Below are 21,923 nucleotides of genomic sequence, written 5' to 3' on the forward strand. Positions count from 1 at the left end.
GATTTTTGGACAGGAAGAAGTAAAGCCTACGATGGTGCACCTTTTAGAGCATGCGCGCCCCTAGGCGGGGAGATCGGAGGAGATATGCCTGCACTTTTGCAGGTATTGGGTCAGGGAGGAGGATTTCCACAGAAAAAGATGTACAAACGCAGGAATGTCCGCCATGATATCAGACGGCGATAATGAGTTAGTCTTTGCAGGCAATCAACTCATGGACAGCATCTACCTGAACGCCATCCAAGGGCGGACAAAGGTCCGAACCATAACCTTAAATTCCAAGGGTAATTTTTATTTTGGAGAAGGCCAGCCCTTGTACGAAGCGTGTATCCCAACGACCTCTCTTGTGCCAGGACCCGATTACCTTTGTGCGGTAGGAGACAACGGACATATTGAGAAAATAGATCTAGACCTTATGTACGAGCAGATTGAAACTTTTACAGAGGTAGTAACCGCCATTGACCATGCAAAAACGGAGGACTAGGAACAGTAGAGCCGTCAAGTTTCGTGATAGGCCCGAGCACCCTCGCTATATTGGTATAACCTATAACGATTATTCCTCTTATATATTAGACCAATAGATGTTCTAGCCGTATGATGTATCTATTAAGCTTGAGGAGGAATGATACGGTGTCGATTTATGATTTTCAAGTCAACTCAATTAACGGTAAGCTGGTCGAATTGTCAGCCTATCGCGGAAAAGTTCTCCTTATTGTCAATACTGCAAGCAGATGCAGCTATTCTCGTCAATTCGCCGGTCTACAGAAGCTTTACGAAAGTCACCGCGAGCAGGGACTCGAAATACTCGGTTTTCCTTGCAACCAATTCAACGAGAAAGAGCAGGGGAGCAACTCTGAAGTGCAACAATTTTGCGAGAGCAACTTTGGGGTGACGTTCCCGTTGTTTGAGAAAATAGAGGTTAGAGGGCTATCTGCTCATCCTATATTTCAATATCTGACACAGCAAGCACCATTTTACGGTTTCGATACCCAGACTTCGGACGGCCAATGGATGCAGAATTTTCTGCAGGAAAAGCATCCGGAAATATACGCCGGCGACGGGATCAAGTGGAACTTCTCGAAATTTTTGATCGATCGTAATGGATATGTGAAAGCTAGATTCGAAACGACGACGGAACCGGTTGACTTAGAGCCAGTTATCGAATCACTGCTATAAAATAAAGGAAATCAAAGTAATTCTGATTCATATGTCAATTGGAGAATGGGTTTGATCTATTGCTCCGATATTCCTGCTTGCACTTTACGTTACGTCATGTTTTATAGTGAAGTTACCGGAACACAGCAAGTGCAAACGAAGGAGTTGATTATGAAAAGATATTGGAAGGTCGGGAACCTTGCCAAGCTGACGGGACTCACCGTGCGAACCTTGCGATTTTACGATCAAATTGGCTTGTTCTCGCCATCAGGCCAGACGGAATCCGGCCACAGGCTGTACAATGAATCCGACCTGTCGCGTCTGCAGCAGATTTTATCGCTTAAGGAGCTGGGCTTATCACTGGAGGAGGTCAAGTCCGTCTTGGCCGGCGAGCAGTATAACCCGCTTGAGATCGTCACCCTGCAGATAGCCCGGATCAAGGAGCAGATCAAGCTGCAGCATAAGCTTCTCGAGCAGCTCGAGCATGTATCCAAGTTGATGCAGGGGAAGGCGCCATTAACCGTTGAAGATTTCACAAGCCTCCTGCAAGCGATGAAAATGCGTCATGAGAAGCTGGTCGCAGAGCGGCGGATGAACTGGGAACACCGTCTGGATTTGCTGGACGACTTTCTTGCCAAGGAAAATAAAGTCACGAAACCCAAGGAGGATCAATCATGACCGAACGATTCGTCAAGCATGCCACCTTCGTTGTCGAGCGGACCTATGCCGCTTCGCCTGCGCGGGTCTATAACGCTTGGGCGGACCCGACTGCCAAATCTAAGTGGTTCTCGAAGCCCGATATCTTCGAATTCCGGGTCGGGGGACGCGAATACAGCAGTGGAGGGCCTCCCGAGGGACCGGTCTTTACCTTCGACGCCTGCTACCAGGAGATCGTTCCGGAAGAGCGCATTGTCTACACCTACACCTTGGATTCGGGCGGCAAGCGCATCTCCGTTTCGATCACAACGGTCGAATTTATTCCGGCCGGGGACGGCACGAAGCTGGTTTTAACCGAGCAAGATGCGTTCTTTGACGGGTACGATACGCAGGAAATACGTGAGCATGGCACGAACGCGATGCTGGATGCATTGGGCAAGACACTCTAAAGGGAGGCATAGCCATGAAAGCAAGCATAGGTGAGAATGAAATTATATCCTCACGTGAGTTCGATGCGCCACAGGAGCTGGTATATAAAGCCTGGACAACCCCCGATCTGTTAGCCCGCTGGTGGGGACCGAAGGGCTTCACCAATACGTTTCACGAGTTTGACTTCAGGCCGGGAGGCGAGTGGCGGTTCGTCATGCACGGGCCGACTGGCGCGGACTATCCCAATCATAGTGTCTTCATCGAGATCGTGCCGCTGGAGCGGATTGTATTCAATCATTTGTCCGGCCCGGAATTTCAGGTGACGGCCACCTTTGAGGATCTGGATGACCGTACAAGAGTCACATTCCGCCAGCTGTTTAAGCATACTGCGGAGTTCGAGCAAGCCAAGACGTACTGCGTAGAAGGCAATGAGCAGAACTTCGACCGGCTGAGCGAGCTGCTGTCCGGTTTGACCGCCTAGCCCTGAATAGATTTTGCCATGAGCAGCCTAGCTCATCCCGGTAGGCTGCTTTTCTATCTCGTGTGTCAGATGGAAATCGAATTTACTACATACTGCAGCAAATTAGCTTAACATTACAGATTTAGAAAAGGACGAGATGAAGAATGCCTCTTTATCTGATTCGCCATGGCGAGACCGATTGGAATAAGCAGGGGAGAATACAAGGGATACAGGATATCGGTCTGAATGAACGCGGGATCGGCCAGATTCAGGAAGCTTCCAGACGGCTCAGAGAACGGATGAATGTTCATGCCGTTATTTCAAGCCCTTTGCGAAGAGCCCGTGAGTCAGCCCATATTCTGGCATCTGTCTATGGACTCTCTATCAAGGTTGACAGCCGGTTCGCGGAACGCAGCTTCGGTGAGCTGGAAGGCAAGGCGCTGGAGGAAATCAGGACTGTATTCCAAATAGCCAATCCTGAGCTGATCCATTCTCCGATCTATGGGGTTGAAGCTGTGGAATCGATGCAAAGGCGGGTTTGCGAAGGAATTGGCAGCCTTGAGGTTCCGGAGGAAAGAAATGTACTGCTTGTAACCCATGGCAGCATTATTCGGATGATTACCGGACAAACAGAAATCGTAGACAATGGTACTATAGTCGAACTCACGGATAATCTGGAAAGCAGACTTATAGACTTCTTTTTAAATCTCAAGTTATAATAGCCGTACTATAATCATATCTTGTCAACAACATCATATGGAGAAAAAGGTGGAACGCCGAGGCGTTTCTTAAAAGGGAAGAACGGTGAAAATCCGTCGCGGTCCCGCCACTGTAAATGGAGAGCGAGCTTTGAGCCACTGTGTCAAACGGGAAGGCTTAAGCAACTTGGTCATCATGATCTCGTATTTGCGTCTGATCCATAAGTCAGGAGACCTGCCTTTTTCAACAGCACGACTGACCTACGAGGATAGGGAGGGGGAGCACGCTTGTATTAGCGATTAACGGCACTTCTGCGCTCTTTTTGTGTAGGAAGTGCTTTTTTATTTCTCAAATTCTTGTTACATAGGTCTCTATAAAAGAGAGGATTGTGATTTTCTTGGGAAAATTATTGCAGGTGCTAAATGAGATTGAACGGCTCAATATTGTATCAATGCATCAAATGAGAAAGCGCGTCAACAACCTGACCAAACCTTTGGGGAGTCTCGGCCGCCTGGAGGAGATCGCTATAAGGCTTGCCGGTATTACGGGCAGTGTGCAGCCCAGTGTGGGAAACAAAGCGATTATCGTGATGTGCGGCGATCACGGGGTCGTTCAGGAAGGCGTCAGCGCCTATCCGCAGGAAGTTACGGGGCTGATGATGGCAAATTTTATTCGCCAAAGCGCCGCCGTTAATGTGCTCGCGCACCAAGCGGGGGCGGAGGTTCACGTTGTCGATATCGGGACGGTGCTGACAGACCTGCCGGAAGGTGTAATTCAGCGGAAAGTCCGCCCGGGAACGGCCAATATGGCCAAAGGACCGGCAATGACCAAGGAAGAAGCGGTTGCTGCAATCCATGTCGGGATTGATATGGCTTCTGAGCTTGCTGATAAAGGAATCGAAGTGATCGGTTTAGGGGAAATGGGCATCGGCAACACGACTCCAAGCAGCGCCATGACGGCAGTATTTACGAACCATCCGGTGGAACGGATCACCGGAAGAGGGACCGGCATTAACGATGAAGCATTGGCCGCCAAAGCAAAGGTGATCGAACGGGCGATAGAGGTCAATCGGCCAAATCCCGGTGACGCCGTCGATGTGCTCGCCAAAGTAGGGGGGCTCGAAATCGCCGGGCTGGCAGGCGTGATATTGGGAGCGGCGGCCCGCAAGGTTCCGGTGGTCATTGACGGGGTGATTACAGGCGCCGCGGCGCTTGCTGCCTTCCGGATCGAACCCCGCTGCCGGGATTATTTATTCGCTTCCCATTTATCCGTTGAACCGGCGCACCGTATCGTGCTGGATGAGCTTGGGCTGAAGCCTTTGCTGCATCTGGACATGCGCCTTGGAGAAGGGACAGGAGCAGCGCTGGCCCTGCCTGTAATCGAATCGGCCCTCCAATTGGTTTCGAAGATGGCCACATTTGAAGATCTCGGTATCCCGAGTCCGGCCCCCGAAGAAGATGAATTCGGCCTCGCGGTTCAATGATCCGGGTCCGGATGCAGCAGGGTTAAACCGATCCGGGGAAGGTGAGTCGATGAAACTGGCTTCCTCTAAGGAAAGCTTGGCGTTACGGGAAAGGTTAGTTGTTTCATATAGAGGAGGCAGCACGAATGGAAAAGAAGAGAGGCAAACTGCTGGTGATCGGGTTTGGTCCGGGCGCTTTTGAACATATTACGGATCGTGCCCGCAGGGCAATCGAGGAAAGCGAAGTCATTATTGGCTACAACACTTATGTAGATTTGATCCGGGGCCTTCTGACCACACAGGAGATCGTAAGAACCGGCATGACGGAAGAAGTAAGCCGCGCTCAGGAAGCAGTACGGCAGGCTTATATGGGAAGGACGGTTGCGGTTATTTCCAGCGGCGACGCCGGTGTATACGGAATGGCCGGGCTCATCTATGAAGTGCTGATGGAAAAGAAATGGAATGCCGAGGAGGGAGTTGAAGTAGAGGTTATTCCCGGAATATCCTCGATCAACTCCTGTGCAGCGCTCCTTGGGGCGCCAATTATGCATGACGCCTGTACGATCAGCCTAAGCGATCATTTAACCCCCTGGGACACCATCGCCAAACGCGTGGAAGCGGCGGCCGCGGCGGACTTTGTAATCGCTCTGTATAATCCGAGAAGCGGAAAGCGCACCCGGCAGATCGCTGAGACTCAGCGGATTTTGCTGGGGCACCGTTCTCCGGACACGCCGGTGGGCCTGGTGAAGAGCGCTTACCGGGACCGGCAGCAGGTCGTGCTTACCACACTCGCAGACATGCTGGAGCATGAAATAGGGATGCTTACGACAGTTATTATCGGTAATTCCTCGACGGTGGTATATGACGGCCTAATGATTACGCCAAGAGGCTACCAGCGGAAATATACGCTGAACTCGGAAGAGCAGAGACTAAGACCCAGCGAGCGTCTGCAAGTGGCAGCGGAGCCGTGGTCTCTGAGTGCGAAGGAACAGGCCGGAGCGAGCGGGGAAGCCAAGTCTGCCGAGCGTGATTTCCCGGGACCAGTCTCTTTAAGCAGCGTGAGTTCGTCCAGCCCGCTGGAAGCAGCGATGGAGGCGCTGCAAATTCTCGAGGCCAAAGGCATCGTCACCGGGGGGTACGCGGGTTCCGTCCCGTCTGCCACCTCGAACCCGTCCGCCCCATCTGCCGCCGGAAATCCGAACGCCCTTTTTGAGGTGGGAGTGGCGCCGGGCATCGCGAACAAGAAGTTCACCACGCGTCAAATGGCGCTGCTTGCGGAAATCGCAGGTGAACAGGGGGAAATGGAGTATACCCCGCATCACCAAATCATTCTTCGTATCCCCGGGGGTGATCCAGAAAGGATCGTCGCGGAACTGAAATCGGCGAAGCTGCTCGTCTTCCCGGTTGGCGATGTTGCGCAGATTAAAGCCTGCGACTTCTGCAATTTGGAGAAAGACGGGTCCATCCCCGTCGCGGAAGAACTGAACCGCGTCATCGGCGGTTTGAAGACGCCCAAGGAATTGAAAATCGGCTTTAACGGCTGCGGTATGGCCTGCTACGGGGCTGTGCTGGAGGATATCGGCATTGTATACCGCAAAGGGGCATATGACCTGTTCCTTGGCGGCAAGACGATCGGACGGAACGCCCATCCGGCGCAGCCAGCAGCCGAAGGAATTGAGGCGGACCAAATTGTAGATACGGTGGAACGGATTTTCCGGGAATATACCGATAAGGCTTTTCCGGGGGAAAGATTTCATAAGTTTTTTAAACGTGTAGGGACGGTTGCTGGGTTCAGACATCAGGAACAAAGTGCAGTTACTTTGGCAGATGCGGTCTGCGGCGATTAACGATCATGAGGAGGAAGAAGATGGACGCGATATTATTGGTGGGGCATGGAAGCCGTGACCCCGAAGGGAACGAGGAGCTGCTGCAGTTTGCCGATAAGGTTCGCCAGGCAGCGCCCCAGTATAAGATAGAGACCTGCTTTTTGGAGTTTGTGCAGCCGGATATTGCCCGGGGAATAGCCAATTGCGTTGAGCAGGGAGCCGCTCGGGTTGTCGTGATTCCGATCATGCTGTTCGCGGCGGGCCATGCCAAAATTCATATCCCTTTTGAGATCGATCGGGCCAAGAAGCTGTATCCGGCCGTGGAATTTGTCTATGGGCGTCCGATTGGTGTGCATCAAAAGGTGATGGAGATCCTCACTTCCCGTATGGCGTCAGCCGGATTTAAGACCGGCATCCCGGTGCTGCCTATAGAACAAGGGCTGCGTGAACCGGATACGGCTGTTCTGCTGATTGGCCGGGGGAGCAGCGACGGCGATGCCAACGGCGATTTTTTTAAGATGACCCGCCTTCTGTGGGAGCAGCTTCCGGTCAAATGGGTGGAAAACTGCTTTATTGGCGTTACGGAGCCTACTTTTGAGGATGGCCTGGAAAGAGTCTTACGGCTTGGCGCGAAAAAAATCTTCGTCCTTCCTTACTTCCTGTTTACAGGAATTTTGATTAAGCGCATTGAGGAAATGACAGCGGAATTTGCCGCACTGCACCCGGATATCACAGTTGAGCTTGCAGGGTATTTCGGTTTCCATCCGAAACTGGTTGAGGCGCTGCTCGACCGGGTTGCCGAAGCGGTAGAAGGGCAAGCCTATATGAACTGTGATATGTGCCAATACCGGTTGGCGGCTGGTCATGAGCATCATCACCATCATCACGACCACGATCACGGGCACGATCATCACCACGGGCATGGGCACAATCACGACCATGGGCATGATCACGACCACCATCACCACGACCAAGATCATCATCATGTGGGAACGTAGCCGCGCTGAATGACATCAAGAGTATGTTGAGGAGGAAGCGATTTGATTTTTGCCCTGTGCGGTACAAGCGATGCGAGAGAGCTCGCTGCTTTGATACAACAGAACGGATTTGAAATATTGACATCGGTGGTTACCGATAATGCGGCGAAAAGTTTGCAGGAAGCCAATCTGCCCGTGCGAGTCGGACGTCTGGCCAAGGATGAGATTGTGACGCTGATACGCCGGGAAGAAGTCAAGGCCATTGTTGACGCGAGCCATCCGTTCGCCGAAGAAGCGCACAGGAACGCCATGGAATCTGCGAAAGAGGCGGGTATTCCTTATATTCGTTTTGAACGGGCATCTTTAGTTTACGGTGACGATCCGAAGCTTACGGTTGTGTCGTCCTATGAAGAAGCGGCGTTGGAAGCAAAGAAACGCAAGGGCTCCGTTATGCTGACCACCGGCGGCAAGACACTGCATATTTTTGCAAAGCATCTGCTGGGAGATCCAGAAATCCGTCTAGTGGCCCGCATGCTGCCCCGGCGCGATAATATGGAGAAATGCGAAGAGCTCGGCGTGGAGCAGAAGAACATCATTGCCCTGCAAGGGCCGTTCACCCGGGAGCTGAATGAAGCTCTGTACCGGCAGTACGGTACGACGGTGATGGTCACCAAAGAGAGCGGCAAAACCGGGGCTGTCGACGAGAAGATTGAAGCCGCGCTGAAGCTGGGCATACAGGTAATATTAATTTCCCGGCCGGAAATTGATTTTGGGGCTGTGTTTACGGATTTCCAGGACGTCATTGAGGAGTTAAATGAAGTTGCCTGCTATATAAAATGAACTTGAAAAAATGACATCAGGGTAAGGAGTAACGAAGGGGAAGTTTGGAACTGCACCCAAATGGGAAAATCTCAATTTCATTTTATATCATCCGAATAGAAGGGAGAAATGTTATGGATTTTAAGACGGAATTTAAACCGCTAACGGTGCAGCCTCAGGAAATTGAGAGCAAGAGCTTCGAGATCATCACGGAGGAGCTGGGCGAACATCCCTTTACACCCGAGCAGTACCCGGTCGTTCAGCGAATCATCCATGCCTCGGCGGACTTCGAGCTTGGCAGGAATGTAGTGTTTCATCCGGGAGCGATTGAAGCGGGAATAGCGGCCATCAGCAGCGGCAAAAAGATCGTTGCCGATGTGCAAATGGTCCAAGTTGGGATCAGCAAGCCGCGTATAGAGCGGTTCGGCGGAAGCGTCAACGTCTACATTTCGGACCCCGATGTGATGGAGGAAGCGAAGCGGCTGAACACAACCCGCGCGATCATCTCCATGCGCAAAGCGGTGCGTGAAGCGGAGGGCGGAATTTACGCCATCGGCAACGCCCCTACCGCCCTTCTTGAATTGATCCGCATGGTCAAGGAAGGCGAAGCCAAGCCGGGCCTGATTATCGGCATGCCGGTGGGCTTCGTGTCTGCCGCGGAATCAAAGGATGAGCTCCGCAAGCTCGATATTCCTTTTATCACCAATCTTGGACGCAAGGGCGGCAGTACGGTTGTGGTGGCGGCTGTTAATGCCCTTGCCATTATGGCGGAGAAAAAAGCGTAAATCAGGGAAGGGATCTCATGAGCGATTTTGTGGAACCGGAGAACAATCCGAAAGAGATGCGGCACGGATATACAACCGGCGCCTGTGCGGCTGCGGCGGCGAAAGCCGCAGTCATGATGCTGGCTACCCATAGCCGGGTTAATGAATCCACCATCTGGCTGCCCGCCGGATTTTTCCATACGTTTACCATTGTAGATGGTGAATTCACTGCTGATATGGCCCAGTGCGCTACGACCAAGGACGCGGGCGATGACCCGGACGCCACCCATAAGGCGAGGATTGTCGCTATGGCGGCATGGACGGACGGCAGCGGCATCGAACTGGACGGCGGCACCGGGGTGGGGCGTGTCACCAAGCCGGGGCTTCCCATTCCGGTAGGCGAAGCGGCCATCAATCCGGTTCCCCGCCGAATGATCCGGAAGGAAGTTCAGGAAGTCCTGGACGAGTACGGCATAGACCGGGGCGTTAAAGTGGTCATTTCTGTACCCGGCGGAGAAGAAATCGCCAAGAAGACCTTGAACGGCCGTCTGGGCATTATCGGCGGGATATCGATTTTGGGTACTCGGGGGACAGTGGTGCCATTTTCCACGTCGGCGTATAAGGCGAGCATTATTCAAGCCATGCAGGTGGCAAGAGCTTCGGGCTGCACTCAGGTTGTTCTGACCACAGGCGGCAGCAGCGAGAAATATGCAATGAAGCTAAACCCGGAGCTGAGTGAAGAGGCTTTTATCCAGATGGGTGACTTCGTCGGCTTCTCCCTACAGCATGCCAAGCGCCTCGGAATGAGCACCATCAGCCTTGTCGGCATGATCGGCAAATTCTCGAAAGTGGCCCAGGGCGTGATGATGGTTCACTCTAAAAGCGCCGCCGTCGACTTCGGTTTTTTGGCTAAGGCCGCAGTCGAGACGGGCGCGTCACCCGAACTTCAGGAGGCGATTCTGGAGTGCAACACGGCGACTCAAGCCGCCGAACTCGTAATTGAAGCCGGTCTGCCCGGTTTTTTTGATAAATTATGCGAATACGCCTGCCGTCACTGTCTTGAGCATATCGGGGGAGGAGTAACGGTGGAGGTCGTGCTGGTCACGATGAAAGGCGAGATATTAGGGAGGGAGGAACGGAGTGGATAGGCGCATCAAGATTATCGGTATCGGAGACGAAGGCCCTGCGGGGCTATCCGCGGCTTCCCTCGAACGGATTCATCGGGCGGACGTGCTTGCCGGAGGCGAGAGACATTTGTCTTTTTTCCCTGATCACCAGGGAGAAAGCTTCATATTTAAAGGAGGGCTGGGAAGCACTGTCGAACGGCTGGCTGAACTAAGGGCGGACAAAGATGTCGTTGTGCTGGCTTCCGGTGATCCGCTGTTTTACGGTATCGCGAGTTTCATGGTGAAGAAGCTGGGCGGGGATGCGGTGGAGATCCATCCTCATGTAAGCTCGGTGCAATTGGCCTTTGCAAGAATGGGTGAAAGCTGGCAGGATGCCGCAGTGGAAAGCGTCCATGGGCGAACGATGAAAGGGTTGGCGCAGAGAATCAACGGTAAAGAGAAGATTGCCCTGCTGACCGATCACGAGAACAGTCCGTCTGCGATTGCCCGTTATCTGATCGATTTTGGGGTCAATGAATATGACGCTTTTGTTGCGGAAAATCTGGGTGGCGTCAATGAGAGATGCGGATTCTGGACGCTGGACGAGATGTCCCGGACGGAGTTTTCACCCCTGAATGTTGTCATTTTGCGCCGAAAACCTGGGGTTATGGCACCTCAGTTTGGCTTTGGCATAGAGGACAATGAGTTTCATCAGCGTAAGCCTGAAAAAGGATTGATTACCAAAAAGGAAGTCCGGGTGCTCAGCCTGGCTGAGCTAAGGCTTAAGAAAGATAGTGTCGTTTGGGATATTGGAGCCGGCTCCGGATCGGTCGCTGTTGAGTGTACGCTGTCTGCTCCGTACGGGCAGGTGTTTGCTATCGAGAAAAACGCCGGAGATATCGAGAACATTGAGCTGAACCGGAAGAAATTCCGCGCGGATTTTACGGTGATTCATGACAAAGCCCCGAATGGCCTTGATCAGCTTCCCGATCCGGATGCGGTGTTTATTGGCGGCAGCGGAGGGGAACTGCGGGAGTTGATCCGGATCTGCTGCTCCCGGCTGAACGCGGAAGGGCGTATAGTCGTGAACGCGGCTACGATTGAGACATTGTCCGAATCCCGGCAGGCGCTTGCCGATCACGGCTTTGATTCCCGGATTATGCTGGTGCAGATTTCGCGCAGCAAGCCGATTTTGAATATGACCCGCTTCGAAGGACTCAATCCCATTTATGTGATCACCGGTATTGCGAAGCCCGAAAGTGAAAGAGGGGGAACCGAACAACCATGACAACGACAGCAGTAAAAACAGGAACCTTATACGGGGTTGGTGTAGGCCCGGGAGACCCGGAGTTAATTACGGTCAAGGCGTTCCGCCTGATGAAAGAATGTCCGGTTATTGCTTATCCCAAGAAGCGGATGGGAGGCAAATCCTACGCCCTTGAAATCGTGGAATTATATATTAATACGGCGGAAAAAGAAATGCTGGGTCTCGTATTCCCGATGACCAAGGATCAGGAAACCCTTGATAGGGAGTGGAGCCGGACGGTTGCCCAGTGCTGGGAGCACCTGAAGGAAGGGCGCGATATCGCTTTTGTGACGGAAGGCGATCCCAATTTGTACAGCACTTTTATTCATATGGCCCGCCTGGTGCAGGAGCTCTATCCAGAAGTCCCTGTTGTTTCTGTCCCGGGCATTTCCTCCGTCCTGGGGGCTGCCGCCCGCCTCGGACTCCCTCTGGCCGACGGTGACGAACAGGTAGCGATTGTACCGGCCCGTAATGACCGTCAAGCAATGAAGAAAGCCCTTGAAGACCATGACGCGGTTGTGTTCATCAAGGTAGCCAAAGTGCTGGATTTGATTATCGATCTGTTGGAGGAGATGGAGCTTGTGGACAAAGCTTCGGTGGTCATGAAAGTAACCTCTTCGGATGAGCTGATCTGGCAGAATGTGCGGGAATTAAAGGGGCAGGAGCTTGAATATTTAACGTTAATGGCGGTGAAAAAATAGTGAAGCTCGAACCGAGAGTGTATATTGTCGGCGCCGGTCCGGGTGATCCGGATCTGATTACAGTGAAAGGCTTGAACATCCTGATGAACGCCGATCTCGTCCTGTATACCGATTCGCTCGTGAACGAAGAGCTTGTCGCCCGTGCGGGCAGTCATGCCAAGGTGCTGCAGAGCTCCGGGATGGATCTGGAGCAGATGGTCGATGTGATGGCAGAGGCCGTTCTGGCCGGAAAAAGCGTGGCCCGCGTGCATACGGGCGACCCAGCCGTATACGGCGCGATCCTGGAGCAGATGGTTCTGCTGAAGCAGCGCGGCATCCCCTACGAGATCGTGCCGGGCGTCAGCTCCGTTTTTGCTGCGGCAGCCGTCCTGGGCGCCGAATTGACGGTGCCGGATTTGACCCAGACGGTCATTCTAACCCGGGCCGAAGGGCGAACGCCCGTTCCGGAGCGGGAGAAGCTTCGCGACCTCGCTTCCCATCATTGTACGGTTGCCCTGTTTTTAAGCGCTACGCTCGCGAAGAAGGTGGTCAAAGAATTTGTGGAGGCAGGCTGGTCGAAGGACACGCCGGTCGCCGTCGTGCAGCGGGCCACATGGCCGGACCAGAAAATTGTGCGCACGACGCTCCGAAATCTCGACAGCGATTTGCGGCAGGCCGGAATTCGCATGCATGCCATGATTCTGGCGGGTTGGGCGCTTGACCCGGGAATGGTTGACCGGGATGATCACCGTTCCAAACTATATGACAAGTCGTTTACCCACGGTTACCGGAAAGGGCTGGCAGCCAATGACTAAGCCTTACGCCGCCGTCGCGATCACCAAGCATGGGGTGGAAATGGCCCGGTCCTTGGCCGGCGATTTCCCGGGAACCGACCTCTATTATATGAGCAAATTCGCCCGGGGCGACGAGACGGAGCTCGGGTACAGGCTGTTCGAAGGCTCTGTCAAGCTGATCCTGCCGGACCTGTTCAAAGCCTACAAAGGACTTATTATCTTCATTTCTCTTGGAGCCGTCGTCCGCATGATCGCCCCGATTCTGGAAGACAAGAAAAAAGACCCTGCAGTCATCGTGATCGATGATCGCGGCCAGCATGTGATCAGCGTACTTTCAGGGCATTTGGGCGGAGCCAATGCGCTGACGCTGGAGGTAGCGAAAGCACTCGGCGCCCGCCCTGTCATCACGACCGCGTCCGATGTACAGGGGACGATTCCGGTGGATTTGTTCGGACGCGGCTTCGGCTGGGAGATTGAAAGCTTCGACAAGGCGACACCCGTCAGCGCATCGGTGGTCAATGAGGGGCGGATCGCCGTTGTGCAGGAAGCGGGCGAGACGCAGTGGTGGACCTATGACAAGCCGCTGCCGCCGCATATTGCCGTTTACGGTCACGCCTCAGAGGCGATGCGTGCGGCGTTTGACGCGGCGCTGGTCGTTACGGACCGGCTGCTGGAGTCTGGGGAAGAAGCCGCGCTGCTGAGCAACGGGGTGCTGTACAGGCCCAAGACGCTTGTCCTCGGCATCGGGTGCAACCGGGGGACATCGGCGGAAGAGATCGAGCATACGATCAAAAGCACACTGTCCGAGCTCCGTCTGTCCGTCAAAAGCGTCCGCAATGCGGCCACCATTGTCCTGAAGAAGGATGAAGAGGGGCTTCTCGAAGTCTGCCGGAAGTATAAGTGGAAGCTTGAGCTGTATACGCCGGACGAGCTGAATGAAGTTCCTCTTCGAAATCCGTCCGAAACGGTATTTAAATATACGGGCGCATACGGGGTTAGCGAGCCTGCGGCGCTTCGCTCATCCGGAGCGGCGGATTGGCTGCTGGAGAAAAGGAAGAGCGGCAACGTCACCCTTTCCATCGCCCGCGTTCCATTCCCGTCTGGCGGGCAGGTGAGGATATGAGCGAGAACAGAAACCGGATCGTCATTACAGGGACGGGCAGCGGCGCCGGTAAAACAACGGTGACGATAGGGTTAATGGCCGCGCTGAAGCGCCGGGGTCTTCGGGTTCAGGGCTTCAAATGCGGCCCCGATTACATCGATCCGACCTATCATACTGCCGTAACGGGCAGGCCGTCGCGTAATCTGGACACCTGGATGCTGCCCTATGATATCATGCGTGAAATTTTTCTCAGAGCTTCCGAAGGAGCGGATCTGTCTATCATTGAGGGCGTCATGGGGCTGTACGATGGGAAGGACCCGTTGTCCAATACCGGTTCGACAGCGGAAATTTCCGCCCTGCTGGAGAGTCCGGTCATTCTCGTTGTGAACGCGCAGAGCATGGCTCGCAGCGCGGCCGCTGTCGTACTGGGGTACCAGAAGCTGGATGAAAGCATCCGCATAGCCGGTGTTATCGTCAACAAGTGCGGAAGCCGGGGACATTACCAGCTCGTAAAAGCCGCGATTGAACAGGAATGCGGCATTCCCGTTGTCGGCTGGCTGGGGCGGGACGACGGGCTGGATATTCCCGAGCGCCATCTCGGTCTCGTTCCGGCCATTGAACGGGGAGAACTGGACGGTTTGTTTGAACGGGCGGCCGATCTGGTCGAGGGCGGAGTGGATATTGAGTCGGTGCTGACACTCGCGGGTACGGCTCAACCGCTTGCATGGCCGGAGGAACGGCTGTTCAGCGGCGGGCCGTGCCCGAACCCTGGACCGGTGATTGCCGTTGCCCGGGACGCGGCATTCAACTTCTACTACCGTGAGAACCTGGAACTGCTTGAGCAATATGGCGCCACGCTGGTGTATTTCAGCCCTCTGGCGGGCGATACCGTGCCGGGCGATGCGGACGGTGTATATCTCGGCGGCGGATTCCCCGAGGAGTTTGCTGCTAAGCTAGCGGCGGATGAGCGGGTAAAGCGGGATTTGCAAGCCCGCGTCCGGGAAGGGCTCCCGGTCTTCGCCGAATGCGGAGGGTACATGTACCTTACCCGTTCGATTACGGACCGCGCGAGAGTTGCCCATGCAATGGTCGGGCTTATCCCAGCGGACGTTGCCATGCAGGATAAGCTTGCTGCTCTGGGCTACCGTGAGGCCACGGCGCTTCGGGACTGTCTGCTTATGGAAGCGGGCGAGGTCATCCGGGGCCATGAGTTCCATTATTCCAAACTAACGGCGGACCGGGAGAATTACCCTTTTGTTTATGAAACGAAAGGTCTGCGCGGAACGGGACTGGAAGGCTACCATTCGGAAAATGTGATGGCAGGCTACACGCATCTTCATTTTGCATCCAATCCGAAAGCCGCGGAGCGCTTCATACAGCGCTGCTTACAATACAGCCGGAAAAGAGGCGAAGCCAGTGGAACAGTCTGACCGGAGATCGAACCGCAAGGGCTATACCCTTGTCTATACAGGCGACGGCAAAGGCAAAACGACAGCCGCGCTGGGACTCGCGGTACGGGCTTCGGGGCGCGGCTACAAAGTGCTGATTCTGCAATTTATCAAATCGCCCCAGAGGACCTACGGAGAACATATCGCTCTTCGCAAACTGGGGGTGGAGATCCGGCAGCTTGGCGTGGGATTCACCTGGACGAAGACGCCGGAGGAGCACCGCACCGCTCTGCGGGAGGCCTGGTCTTCGGCCAGAGATGAAGTGCTTGGCGGCGATTGGGACGTTGTGGTTCTGGACGAGATCAACAATGCGCTCGCGATCGAGAAATTCCCGATTGAAGACGTCCTTCCCCTTAGAGAAGTGCTCGATTTAATCAGGCAAAAGCCGAAGCATTTGCATCTGGTTCTGACCGGGCGTCAGGCGAAACCGGAAATTCTGGAACTGGCGGACCTGGTGTCCGAGGTTCAGGCCGTTAAGCATTATTACAATGATGGAGTACCCGCGGTTCTCGGGATTGAATATTGACCTTGGACGCGGCAGGGAGGAAATGATGGTTGAAGCGGAGTCCTATGAAAAAAAGCTGATTCTTGCCACCGGCGGGGCGCGAAGCGGCAAGAGCCGTTTTGCCGAACAGTATACCGGAGAACTGGGACTGCTCCGGGGGCAGGAAGTTGTGTATATAGCCACATCCCAGTTATATGATGACGAAATGAAAAGGCGGGCGGCATTACACCGGGACCGGCGGCCCGCGGAATGGCGGACGGTCGAAGAGCCGTACGAGCTGGAATCCGTCATCCGGCGGCTGTCGGAAGAACCGGTATCCGTTGTCCTGATCGATTGCATTACCTTATGGATTTCGAACCTGCTGTTACAGCCAGAAGAAGAGGGACAAGAGCGCTGGATGAAGCCGGAGCACAGCGAAGCTATTCTTGGGCGGACCCGGGAGCTTTCCCGCCTGCTGAAACGTGCTCCGTTCCATGCGATTCTGGTCACCAATGAAGTGGGCGACTCACTCGTTCCCGAATATCCGCTCGGCAGAGTGTACCGCGACCTTGCCGGGCAGGTGAATCAGACGCTTGCGGAACAGGCGGATGAAGTCTTTCTGGTTGTTTGCGGAATTCCTTTGAATTTGCGGGAAGCGGCCTGGCGGTTCGGCGGAAAGGGGCAGTAATTGTTGCAAGGAATTATGTTTGTGATTACAGCGATTGTCATTGATCTGCTGGTCGGCGACCCGCGAGGCATTCCGCATCCGGTGATCGGGATCGGGAAGATCATATCCGGCACGGAATCGGCCCTGCGGAAATGGGGAACTGGGCGGGCGGCGGAGAGAGCGCTTGGCGTGCTCCTTGTCCTGGTCGTACTATCCGCCGTTTACGCCGCCGCTTTCCTGATTCTATGGCTTGCCGGCCTCATCCACCCTGTTATCCGATCTTTAGCGGAGGTCTGGCTGATTTCAACCACGATTGCCATCAAAGGCTTGGGTGACGCGGCCATGCAGGTATTCCGCCCTTTGGTTAATGGAGATTTGGACAGCGCCAGAACCTATGTCGGCTACATTGTGGGCAGGGAAACGCATGCTTTATCGGAACGGGAAGTCACGAGAGCCACCGTAGAGACGGTTGCCGAGAATATTGTCGATGCTGTGGTTGCTCCCTTATTTTACGCGCTGCTCGGCGGGGCTCCCCTGGCTTTACTGTATCGTGCGGTGAATACCCTCGATTCGATGGTTGGCTATAAGAACGATAAATTCCGGTATTTCGGCTGGGCCTCCGCCCGGCTTGACGATGTGCTGAACTATATCCCTGCCAGAATAACGGGGCTGCTGCTCTGGGCTTCGGCGCTCATGACGAAAGGGCTGAATGCCGGAAGGGCCTGGCAGGCCATGCGGCGCGATGCCACGAAGCATCCGAGCCCGAACAGCGGTATCCCCGAGGCCGCGGTTGCCGGAGCGCTGGGGATTCAGCTCGGCGGGTTCAACAGCTATGGCGGCATTGTATCGGAGAGAGCCAGAATGGGAACCGCCACCCGGGAGTTGGCAGCAGAAGATATCCGGCAGACGATAAAGATTCTATGGCTGACCGCGGCACTCATCATGCTCTTACTGCTGCTCGTGGCGGGAAGCCTTTTTATTGGAGAGATAAAATGAGACAATGGCTGGTTTCTTTGATCGTGGCGTTCCAGTTTCTTACCCGGCTTCCGATTCCCGTTCAAGTGGAATATGACAAGCGCTATGTGAGCCGGAGCGTAATATTTTATCCAGTTGTAGGGTTTGTCATCGGCTCTATTCTTTATCTGGCTTTGGTGGTGCTGTCATCCGGCTCGGCTCCTCTCGATGCGGCTGTACTGCTGCTCATTTGGACCCTTATAACCGGAGGCCTGCATCTGGACGGATTGATGGATACAGCGGACGGACTCGGAAGCCATCGGCCGCGTGAGCAGATGCTGGCGATCATGAAGGACAGCCGTGTTGGAGCCATGGGCGTGTTGGCGGCGTTCTTCGTGCTGTTACTGAAGTGGGCTTCCCTGTGGACTCTGCTTGACAGAATGCATCAGGGTTCGATATCCGGGAACATGCTGCTCTGTGTGCTGCTAACCGTTCCGGCTGTGAGCCGGGGGGCCATGGTGGCTGCCATTGTCCGGCGCCCTTATATTGGAGGAGAGCAAGGCATGGGAGGGCTGTTCCGGGAGGCCCGTGCCGGTTATCTTGCAGGAGCGATGTTGCTGCTGCTGTTCCCGGTTATTCTCCGGCCTTCCTACGGCTGGTTCTGGCTTTCAGGCATTCAGGCCGCCGCCGCCTGGCTGCTGGTCCGTCATTTTGTCCGGCGGCTTGGAGGGTTGACTGGGGATACATATGGGGCTTTAAACGAGCTGGTAGAGACCGTAGGTCTCCTGGCTGCGGTATATATCTCGTTCTAGAACAGGAGGAAAAAGCATGCTGGAACGAAACGGCCATGGAGGGGACTTGACTACGGCGGTTGAACTGTTCGGAGTACCGGCCCGGGATTTGCTTGATTTCAGCGCGAATATTAATCCCTTGGGGCCGCCGCCGGGGTTAAAGGATGTCCTTCATGAACAATGGGCGGGGCTGGTTCACTATCCCGACCCTGAATCCCGAGAGCTGCGAACAGCCATTTCGCAAAAATACAATATTGAGCCTGCGTCCATTCTCGTTGGCAACGGGGCTGCCGAAATCATTGATTTGATCGTTCGAGGGTTTAAGCCGGGGAAAGTGGCGGTGGTAGATCCGGCGTTCCTGGAATATGCCGAAGCCGCGTTAAAAGCCGGCGCCGAAGTTCTATCCGTTCCCGCATCTGCGGACGATGGCTTCGCCATTCCCGAGGAAGCGCTGCTCGCCGCTTGCGAAGAAGCCGACCTGTTGTTTATTGGCCAGCCTAACAATCCTACGGGACAGTGGTTGAACAAGGAAGCAGTGGTTCGTCTTGCAGACACAGCCATAGCGCATAATACCATCCTCGTTCTCGACGAGGCGTTCATTGACTTTTTCGAGGACGAGAAAGAGCTGTCTTTCATTCGCGAGGCGTCTGCCTCAAGGCATGTGATTGTTATCCGGTCTATGACCAAATTTTACGGCATCCCCGGATTGCGCCTTGGTTATGCCGCCTCCCATCCGGACAATATCTCGTTCATTCGGAAGCTGCAGGTGCCTTGGAGCGTAAATCATTTGGCGCAAAAAGCCGGGGTCTACGCATTAAGCCAGAGCGAATACGAAACGCGCACAAGGCAGCTCGTAGCCGTTGAGCGGGCTTGGCTTGAAGAGGAATTAAAGCGAATCGGCTGCCTGCCGTATCCGGGAAAAGCTAATTTTATGCTGGTCCGCACCGCTGCGTCCGGTCCGGATGCTTCGGAGCTGCAGCTCACGCTGGGGAAGCAGGGCATTCTAATTCGCCTCTGCACAGGCTTTGCCGGTCTGGATACGCGGTACTTCCGGATTGCGGTTAGAACATGCATGGAGAATGAACGCTTGATTGCCGCGCTGCGCGGCGCGCTCTGCAATCGGCAGGAAGCGGAGGGGATAGATTGAACGTCCCGCTAACCAAAATTATCTTAGCCAGACATGGAGCTACGGATTGGAATACGCAGCGGCGTTATCTTGGGCATACGGATCAGCCGTTGAATGAGCGGGGCAGGAAACAAGCGAAGGAACTCGGCAGTGCCTTGACGCATTTTCATTTGGATGCCATTTATTGCAGCGATCTGCGAAGAGCCCGCGAGACAGCCTGTGAAGTACAGCGGGCGGTATTTGACGCTGGCCTAAGCCGGCCTCCGCTGATCGCGGATGCAAGGCTGAGAGAAACGGATTTCGGCTGGATCGAAGGATTAACTTATGAAGAAGCAATGGCCCGCTTTCCCGAAGAAATGACCCGGTGGTACGAACAGATCGAGACGCGGACCCCGCCCGGCGGGAAAGAATCGCTATCCGATGTCCGCAGCCGGGTGTGCGATTTTATGAAGGAAGTGAGCGGGCAGGATTACAGCAGGATTCTAATTGTTACCCATGGCGGAGTCATCAATTCATGGCTCGCGCATATCGGGAAGAAGCCATTCTGGGAGAATCCCCTTAAGCATGGGGAATGGACTGAATGCGAGGGTCAAGAGGTGAGGGAAACTGAGTAAAGCGAAAACGATTATGTTCCAGGGAACGGCGTCCGACGTAGGAAAAAGCATCATCACCACGGCAATCTGCCGAATTTTGGTTCAGGACGGGTTTAAGACGGCGCCTTACAAGTCGCAAAATATGGCGCTGAACTCCTATGTTACCTTGTGCGGCAAAGAGATCGGCCGGGCGCAGGGCGTTCAGGCGGAAGCCTGCGGGATTACAGCTACAACGGACATGAACCCCATTCTAATCAAACCGACAAGGGATATGACCGCCCAGGTTGTCGTCCACGGCAGGCCGCATGCGGAAATGAGCGCCCGGCGCTACCGTGAAGAGTACCTTCCCATAGCGGGTAGCATTGTGCGGGACGCCCTTGATCGCTTGAAGTCCGAGTATGAGGTAATCGTCATCGAAGGGGCGGGGAGCCCGGCGGAAATCAATTTGAAGGACCGGGATATTGTCAATATGCGGCTCGCGGAGTGGGCGGATGCTCCGGTTGTTCTCGTCGCGGATATCGATCGCGGCGGTGTGTTCGCCTCTATCGTCGGAACGCTGGAGCTGCTTGAAGAGCATGAACGGAGCCGGGTAAAAGGCTTCATTATCAATAAATTCCGGGGGGATATCGCGATCCTGCAGCCCGGGTTGGACTGGCTGGAGCAGCGTACGGGAATACCCGTCCTTGGCGTGGTCCCCCACCTGAACGGGATCGATATCGAGGCCGAGGATTCGGTGGCCCTGGATCACCAGGCGGATAACCTGAATCCGGATGCCGACATCGATGTCGCTGTCATCCGGTTGCCCCGGATTTCCAACTTTACGGATACCGACCCGCTCGGGGCTGAACCGGATGTGCAGGTGCGTTATGTACAGAGTCCGGAGGAACTGGGCAATCCCGATGTCATTTTGCTGCCCGGAACGAAGAACACCCTGGCAGACCTGGGATTTCTGAGGGAATTGGGATTGGCGGAAGCCATTAGCAAAAAGGTCGGACTCGGTACCCGCCTAGTGGGCATTTGCGGCGGATACCAGATGCTAGGTGCGAGACTGAGCGACCCGCATCAAGTGGAGTCGGAGGAAGGTGAAGTGGCTGGGCTTGGATATTTGCCGGCGGAAACGGTCTTTCATCCCGATAAACGAACGGAGCGAGTCCGGGGAATTGTAGCTTGCAAGCATCCGGAATGGCTGGAGCTGCAAGGTATTTCCGTTGAGGGTTACGAAATCCATATGGGCAGGACGGAGAAGCTGAAGCCCATAGAAGGGCTGTTTCAGATCGGCGGTCATGAAGACGGCATGCTGTCGGCTGACGGGAGGATATGGGGCACTTATCTGCACGGGATATTCGAAAACGATGAATTCCGGCGTAAATGGCTCAACCTGATCCGGCAGGAAAAAGGACTTGCCTCTCTTGAAACGGACATTCATTTCCAAAGCCGCAAAACAGCCGCGTTCGACCGATTGGCCGAACATGCCAGAGCGCATCTCGATATCGGCAAGATTTACCGGATTGCCGGATTAAAATGAGAAGGAGCCCGAGCAATCGTGAGAGCGGAAATGGTTCGGGTTCTTTTACTTTTGGTCAAAAACAAACCTTCCAGACAATGGATATTGCGCTAGCGACGAACT

The 21,923-nt window shown here is 54.5% G+C and carries 24 protein-coding genes and 1 riboswitch; all 24 genes read left to right on the plus strand.

All coding sequences use genetic code 11. The annotated features are described in order from the left end of the window. The first annotated feature begins 163 nt into the window (after positions 1 to 163). The 24 genes from PSAB_RS08995 (at position 164) to PSAB_RS09110 (ending at position 21,821) form a co-directional block, all read left to right on the plus strand. The gene (locus tag PSAB_RS08995; protein ID WP_158442581.1) at positions 164 to 481 is read left to right on the plus strand and encodes a hypothetical protein; all 318 of its coding nucleotides are present in this window, start codon (positions 164 to 166) and stop codon (positions 479 to 481) included. A gap of 146 nt (positions 482 to 627) precedes the next feature. After that, positions 628 to 1,173: a glutathione peroxidase gene (locus PSAB_RS09000; RefSeq protein WP_025334248.1), complete on the plus strand. Its 546-nt coding sequence runs from the start codon at positions 628 to 630 to the stop codon at positions 1,171 to 1,173. Positions 1,174 to 1,323: 150 nt separating this feature from the next. After that, positions 1,324 to 1,830, plus strand: coding sequence for a MerR family transcriptional regulator (locus tag PSAB_RS09005; RefSeq protein WP_025334249.1), 507 nt, complete (start codon positions 1,324 to 1,326; stop codon positions 1,828 to 1,830). Continuing rightward, complete coding sequence (locus tag PSAB_RS09010) at positions 1,827 to 2,258, plus strand: SRPBCC family protein (RefSeq protein WP_025334250.1); 432 nt, start codon at positions 1,827 to 1,829, stop codon at positions 2,256 to 2,258. Before PSAB_RS09005 ends, PSAB_RS09010 begins: the two co-directional genes overlap by 4 nt. Before the next feature lie 14 nt (positions 2,259 to 2,272). Beyond that, positions 2,273 to 2,719, plus strand: coding sequence for an SRPBCC family protein (locus PSAB_RS09015; RefSeq protein WP_025334251.1), 447 nt, complete (start codon positions 2,273 to 2,275; stop codon positions 2,717 to 2,719). 143 nt (positions 2,720 to 2,862) lie between these two features. After that, positions 2,863 to 3,417 carry a histidine phosphatase family protein gene (locus PSAB_RS24545; protein ID WP_025334252.1) on the plus strand — a complete coding sequence of 185 codons (555 nt, stop codon included), beginning with the start codon at positions 2,863 to 2,865 and terminating at the stop codon, positions 3,415 to 3,417. Positions 3,418 to 3,447: 30 nt separating this feature from the next. Further along, positions 3,448 to 3,653, plus strand: a riboswitch (cobalamin riboswitch). 132 nt (positions 3,654 to 3,785) lie between these two features. Further along, positions 3,786 to 4,880, plus strand: coding sequence for a nicotinate-nucleotide--dimethylbenzimidazole phosphoribosyltransferase (cobT, locus tag PSAB_RS09025; protein ID WP_025334253.1), 1,095 nt, complete (start codon positions 3,786 to 3,788; stop codon positions 4,878 to 4,880). 125 nt (positions 4,881 to 5,005) lie between these two features. After that, complete coding sequence (cobJ, locus tag PSAB_RS09030) at positions 5,006 to 6,706, plus strand: precorrin-3B C(17)-methyltransferase (protein ID WP_025334254.1); 1,701 nt, start codon at positions 5,006 to 5,008, stop codon at positions 6,704 to 6,706. Positions 6,707 to 6,726: 20 nt separating this feature from the next. After that, positions 6,727 to 7,683: a sirohydrochlorin chelatase gene (locus tag PSAB_RS09035; RefSeq protein WP_025334255.1), complete on the plus strand. Its 957-nt coding sequence runs from the start codon at positions 6,727 to 6,729 to the stop codon at positions 7,681 to 7,683. 42 nt (positions 7,684 to 7,725) lie between these two features. Beyond that, entirely contained in the window at positions 7,726 to 8,502 is a 777-nt protein-coding gene (gene cobK / locus PSAB_RS09040; RefSeq protein ID WP_025334256.1) for a precorrin-6A reductase, read from the plus strand. Between the two features lie 113 nt (positions 8,503 to 8,615). Beyond that, entirely contained in the window at positions 8,616 to 9,266 is a 651-nt protein-coding gene (locus PSAB_RS09045) for a precorrin-8X methylmutase (RefSeq protein WP_025334257.1), read from the plus strand. Positions 9,267 to 9,283: 17 nt separating this feature from the next. Continuing rightward, entirely contained in the window at positions 9,284 to 10,393 is a 1,110-nt protein-coding gene (locus PSAB_RS09050; RefSeq protein ID WP_084266471.1) for a cobalt-precorrin-5B (C(1))-methyltransferase, read from the plus strand. Next, positions 10,386 to 11,639: a bifunctional cobalt-precorrin-7 (C(5))-methyltransferase/cobalt-precorrin-6B (C(15))-methyltransferase gene (locus tag PSAB_RS09055; RefSeq protein ID WP_025334259.1), complete on the plus strand. Its 1,254-nt coding sequence runs from the start codon at positions 10,386 to 10,388 to the stop codon at positions 11,637 to 11,639. Before PSAB_RS09050 ends, PSAB_RS09055 begins: the two co-directional genes overlap by 8 nt. Further along, positions 11,636 to 12,358 carry a precorrin-2 C(20)-methyltransferase gene (cobI, locus tag PSAB_RS09060; protein ID WP_025334260.1) on the plus strand — a complete coding sequence of 241 codons (723 nt, stop codon included), beginning with the start codon at positions 11,636 to 11,638 and terminating at the stop codon, positions 12,356 to 12,358. Before PSAB_RS09055 ends, cobI begins: the two co-directional genes overlap by 4 nt. After that, positions 12,358 to 13,152 (plus strand): precorrin-4 C(11)-methyltransferase, encoded by a 795-nt coding sequence (cobM, locus tag PSAB_RS09065; protein ID WP_025334261.1) that lies wholly within the window; start codon positions 12,358 to 12,360, stop codon positions 13,150 to 13,152. The genes cobI and cobM overlap by 1 nt, the downstream gene beginning before the upstream one ends. Beyond that, positions 13,145 to 14,254 (plus strand): cobalt-precorrin 5A hydrolase, encoded by a 1,110-nt coding sequence (locus PSAB_RS09070; RefSeq protein WP_025334262.1) that lies wholly within the window; start codon positions 13,145 to 13,147, stop codon positions 14,252 to 14,254. The genes cobM and PSAB_RS09070 overlap by 8 nt, the downstream gene beginning before the upstream one ends. Continuing rightward, positions 14,251 to 15,663 carry a cobyrinic acid a,c-diamide synthase CobB gene (locus PSAB_RS09075; RefSeq protein ID WP_025334263.1) on the plus strand — a complete coding sequence of 471 codons (1,413 nt, stop codon included), beginning with the start codon at positions 14,251 to 14,253 and terminating at the stop codon, positions 15,661 to 15,663. Before PSAB_RS09070 ends, PSAB_RS09075 begins: the two co-directional genes overlap by 4 nt. Beyond that, a complete protein-coding gene (gene cobO, locus PSAB_RS09080) occupies positions 15,650 to 16,207 on the plus strand; it encodes a cob(I)yrinic acid a,c-diamide adenosyltransferase (RefSeq protein ID WP_025334264.1) in 558 nt (185 codons plus the stop codon). The genes PSAB_RS09075 and cobO overlap by 14 nt, the downstream gene beginning before the upstream one ends. A 25-nt stretch (positions 16,208 to 16,232) precedes the next feature. Next, positions 16,233 to 16,853 carry a bifunctional adenosylcobinamide kinase/adenosylcobinamide-phosphate guanylyltransferase gene (cobU, locus tag PSAB_RS09085; protein WP_025334265.1) on the plus strand — a complete coding sequence of 207 codons (621 nt, stop codon included), beginning with the start codon at positions 16,233 to 16,235 and terminating at the stop codon, positions 16,851 to 16,853. Between the two features lie 15 nt (positions 16,854 to 16,868). After that, on the plus strand, positions 16,869 to 17,828 hold the full coding sequence (cbiB, locus tag PSAB_RS09090; protein WP_038596807.1) for an adenosylcobinamide-phosphate synthase CbiB: 960 nt from the start codon (positions 16,869 to 16,871) through the stop codon (positions 17,826 to 17,828). After that, on the plus strand, positions 17,825 to 18,598 hold the full coding sequence (gene cobS / locus PSAB_RS09095) for an adenosylcobinamide-GDP ribazoletransferase (RefSeq protein WP_025334267.1): 774 nt from the start codon (positions 17,825 to 17,827) through the stop codon (positions 18,596 to 18,598). Before cbiB ends, cobS begins: the two co-directional genes overlap by 4 nt. A 16-nt stretch (positions 18,599 to 18,614) precedes the next feature. Next, positions 18,615 to 19,724: a threonine-phosphate decarboxylase CobD gene (gene cobD / locus PSAB_RS09100; RefSeq protein ID WP_025334268.1), complete on the plus strand. Its 1,110-nt coding sequence runs from the start codon at positions 18,615 to 18,617 to the stop codon at positions 19,722 to 19,724. Further along, positions 19,721 to 20,317, plus strand: coding sequence for a histidine phosphatase family protein (locus PSAB_RS09105; protein ID WP_025334269.1), 597 nt, complete (start codon positions 19,721 to 19,723; stop codon positions 20,315 to 20,317). Before cobD ends, PSAB_RS09105 begins: the two co-directional genes overlap by 4 nt. 13 nt (positions 20,318 to 20,330) lie before the next feature. Beyond that, the gene (locus PSAB_RS09110) at positions 20,331 to 21,821 is read left to right on the plus strand and encodes a cobyric acid synthase (protein ID WP_038595717.1); all 1,491 of its coding nucleotides are present in this window, start codon (positions 20,331 to 20,333) and stop codon (positions 21,819 to 21,821) included. Positions 21,822 to 21,923: the final 102 nt, after the last annotated feature.

This window comes from Paenibacillus sabinae T27 (assembly GCF_000612505.1).
Taxonomy (GTDB): domain Bacteria; phylum Bacillota; class Bacilli; order Paenibacillales; family Paenibacillaceae; genus Paenibacillus_AQ; species Paenibacillus_AQ sabinae.

What these genes read in the sequence shown, in the direction of transcription:
- PSAB_RS08995 (WP_158442581.1), top strand. Translation starts at nt 164, where the DNA reads ATGATATCAGACGGCGATAATGAGTTAGTCTTTGCAGGCAATCAACTC.
- PSAB_RS09005 (WP_025334249.1), top strand. Translation starts at nt 1,324, where the DNA reads ATGAAAAGATATTGGAAGGTCGGGAACCTTGCCAAGCTGACGGGACTC.
- PSAB_RS09010 (WP_025334250.1), top strand. Translation starts at nt 1,827, where the DNA reads ATGACCGAACGATTCGTCAAGCATGCCACCTTCGTTGTCGAGCGGACC.
- PSAB_RS09015 (WP_025334251.1), top strand. Translation starts at nt 2,273, where the DNA reads ATGAAAGCAAGCATAGGTGAGAATGAAATTATATCCTCACGTGAGTTC.
- PSAB_RS24545 (WP_025334252.1), top strand. Translation starts at nt 2,863, where the DNA reads ATGCCTCTTTATCTGATTCGCCATGGCGAGACCGATTGGAATAAGCAG.
- cobJ (WP_025334254.1), top strand. Translation starts at nt 5,006, where the DNA reads ATGGAAAAGAAGAGAGGCAAACTGCTGGTGATCGGGTTTGGTCCGGGC.
- PSAB_RS09035 (WP_025334255.1), top strand. Translation starts at nt 6,727, where the DNA reads ATGGACGCGATATTATTGGTGGGGCATGGAAGCCGTGACCCCGAAGGG.
- PSAB_RS09045 (WP_025334257.1), top strand. Translation starts at nt 8,616, where the DNA reads ATGGATTTTAAGACGGAATTTAAACCGCTAACGGTGCAGCCTCAGGAA.
- PSAB_RS09050 (WP_084266471.1), top strand. Translation starts at nt 9,284, where the DNA reads ATGAGCGATTTTGTGGAACCGGAGAACAATCCGAAAGAGATGCGGCAC.
- cobI (WP_025334260.1), top strand. Translation starts at nt 11,636, where the DNA reads ATGACAACGACAGCAGTAAAAACAGGAACCTTATACGGGGTTGGTGTA.
- PSAB_RS09070 (WP_025334262.1), top strand. Translation starts at nt 13,145, where the DNA reads ATGACTAAGCCTTACGCCGCCGTCGCGATCACCAAGCATGGGGTGGAA.
- PSAB_RS09075 (WP_025334263.1), top strand. Translation starts at nt 14,251, where the DNA reads ATGAGCGAGAACAGAAACCGGATCGTCATTACAGGGACGGGCAGCGGC.
- cobU (WP_025334265.1), top strand. Translation starts at nt 16,233, where the DNA reads ATGGTTGAAGCGGAGTCCTATGAAAAAAAGCTGATTCTTGCCACCGGC.
- cbiB (WP_038596807.1), top strand. Translation starts at nt 16,869, where the DNA reads ATGTTTGTGATTACAGCGATTGTCATTGATCTGCTGGTCGGCGACCCG.
- cobS (WP_025334267.1), top strand. Translation starts at nt 17,825, where the DNA reads ATGAGACAATGGCTGGTTTCTTTGATCGTGGCGTTCCAGTTTCTTACC.
- cobD (WP_025334268.1), top strand. Translation starts at nt 18,615, where the DNA reads ATGCTGGAACGAAACGGCCATGGAGGGGACTTGACTACGGCGGTTGAA.
- PSAB_RS09110 (WP_038595717.1), top strand. Translation starts at nt 20,331, where the DNA reads ATGTTCCAGGGAACGGCGTCCGACGTAGGAAAAAGCATCATCACCACG.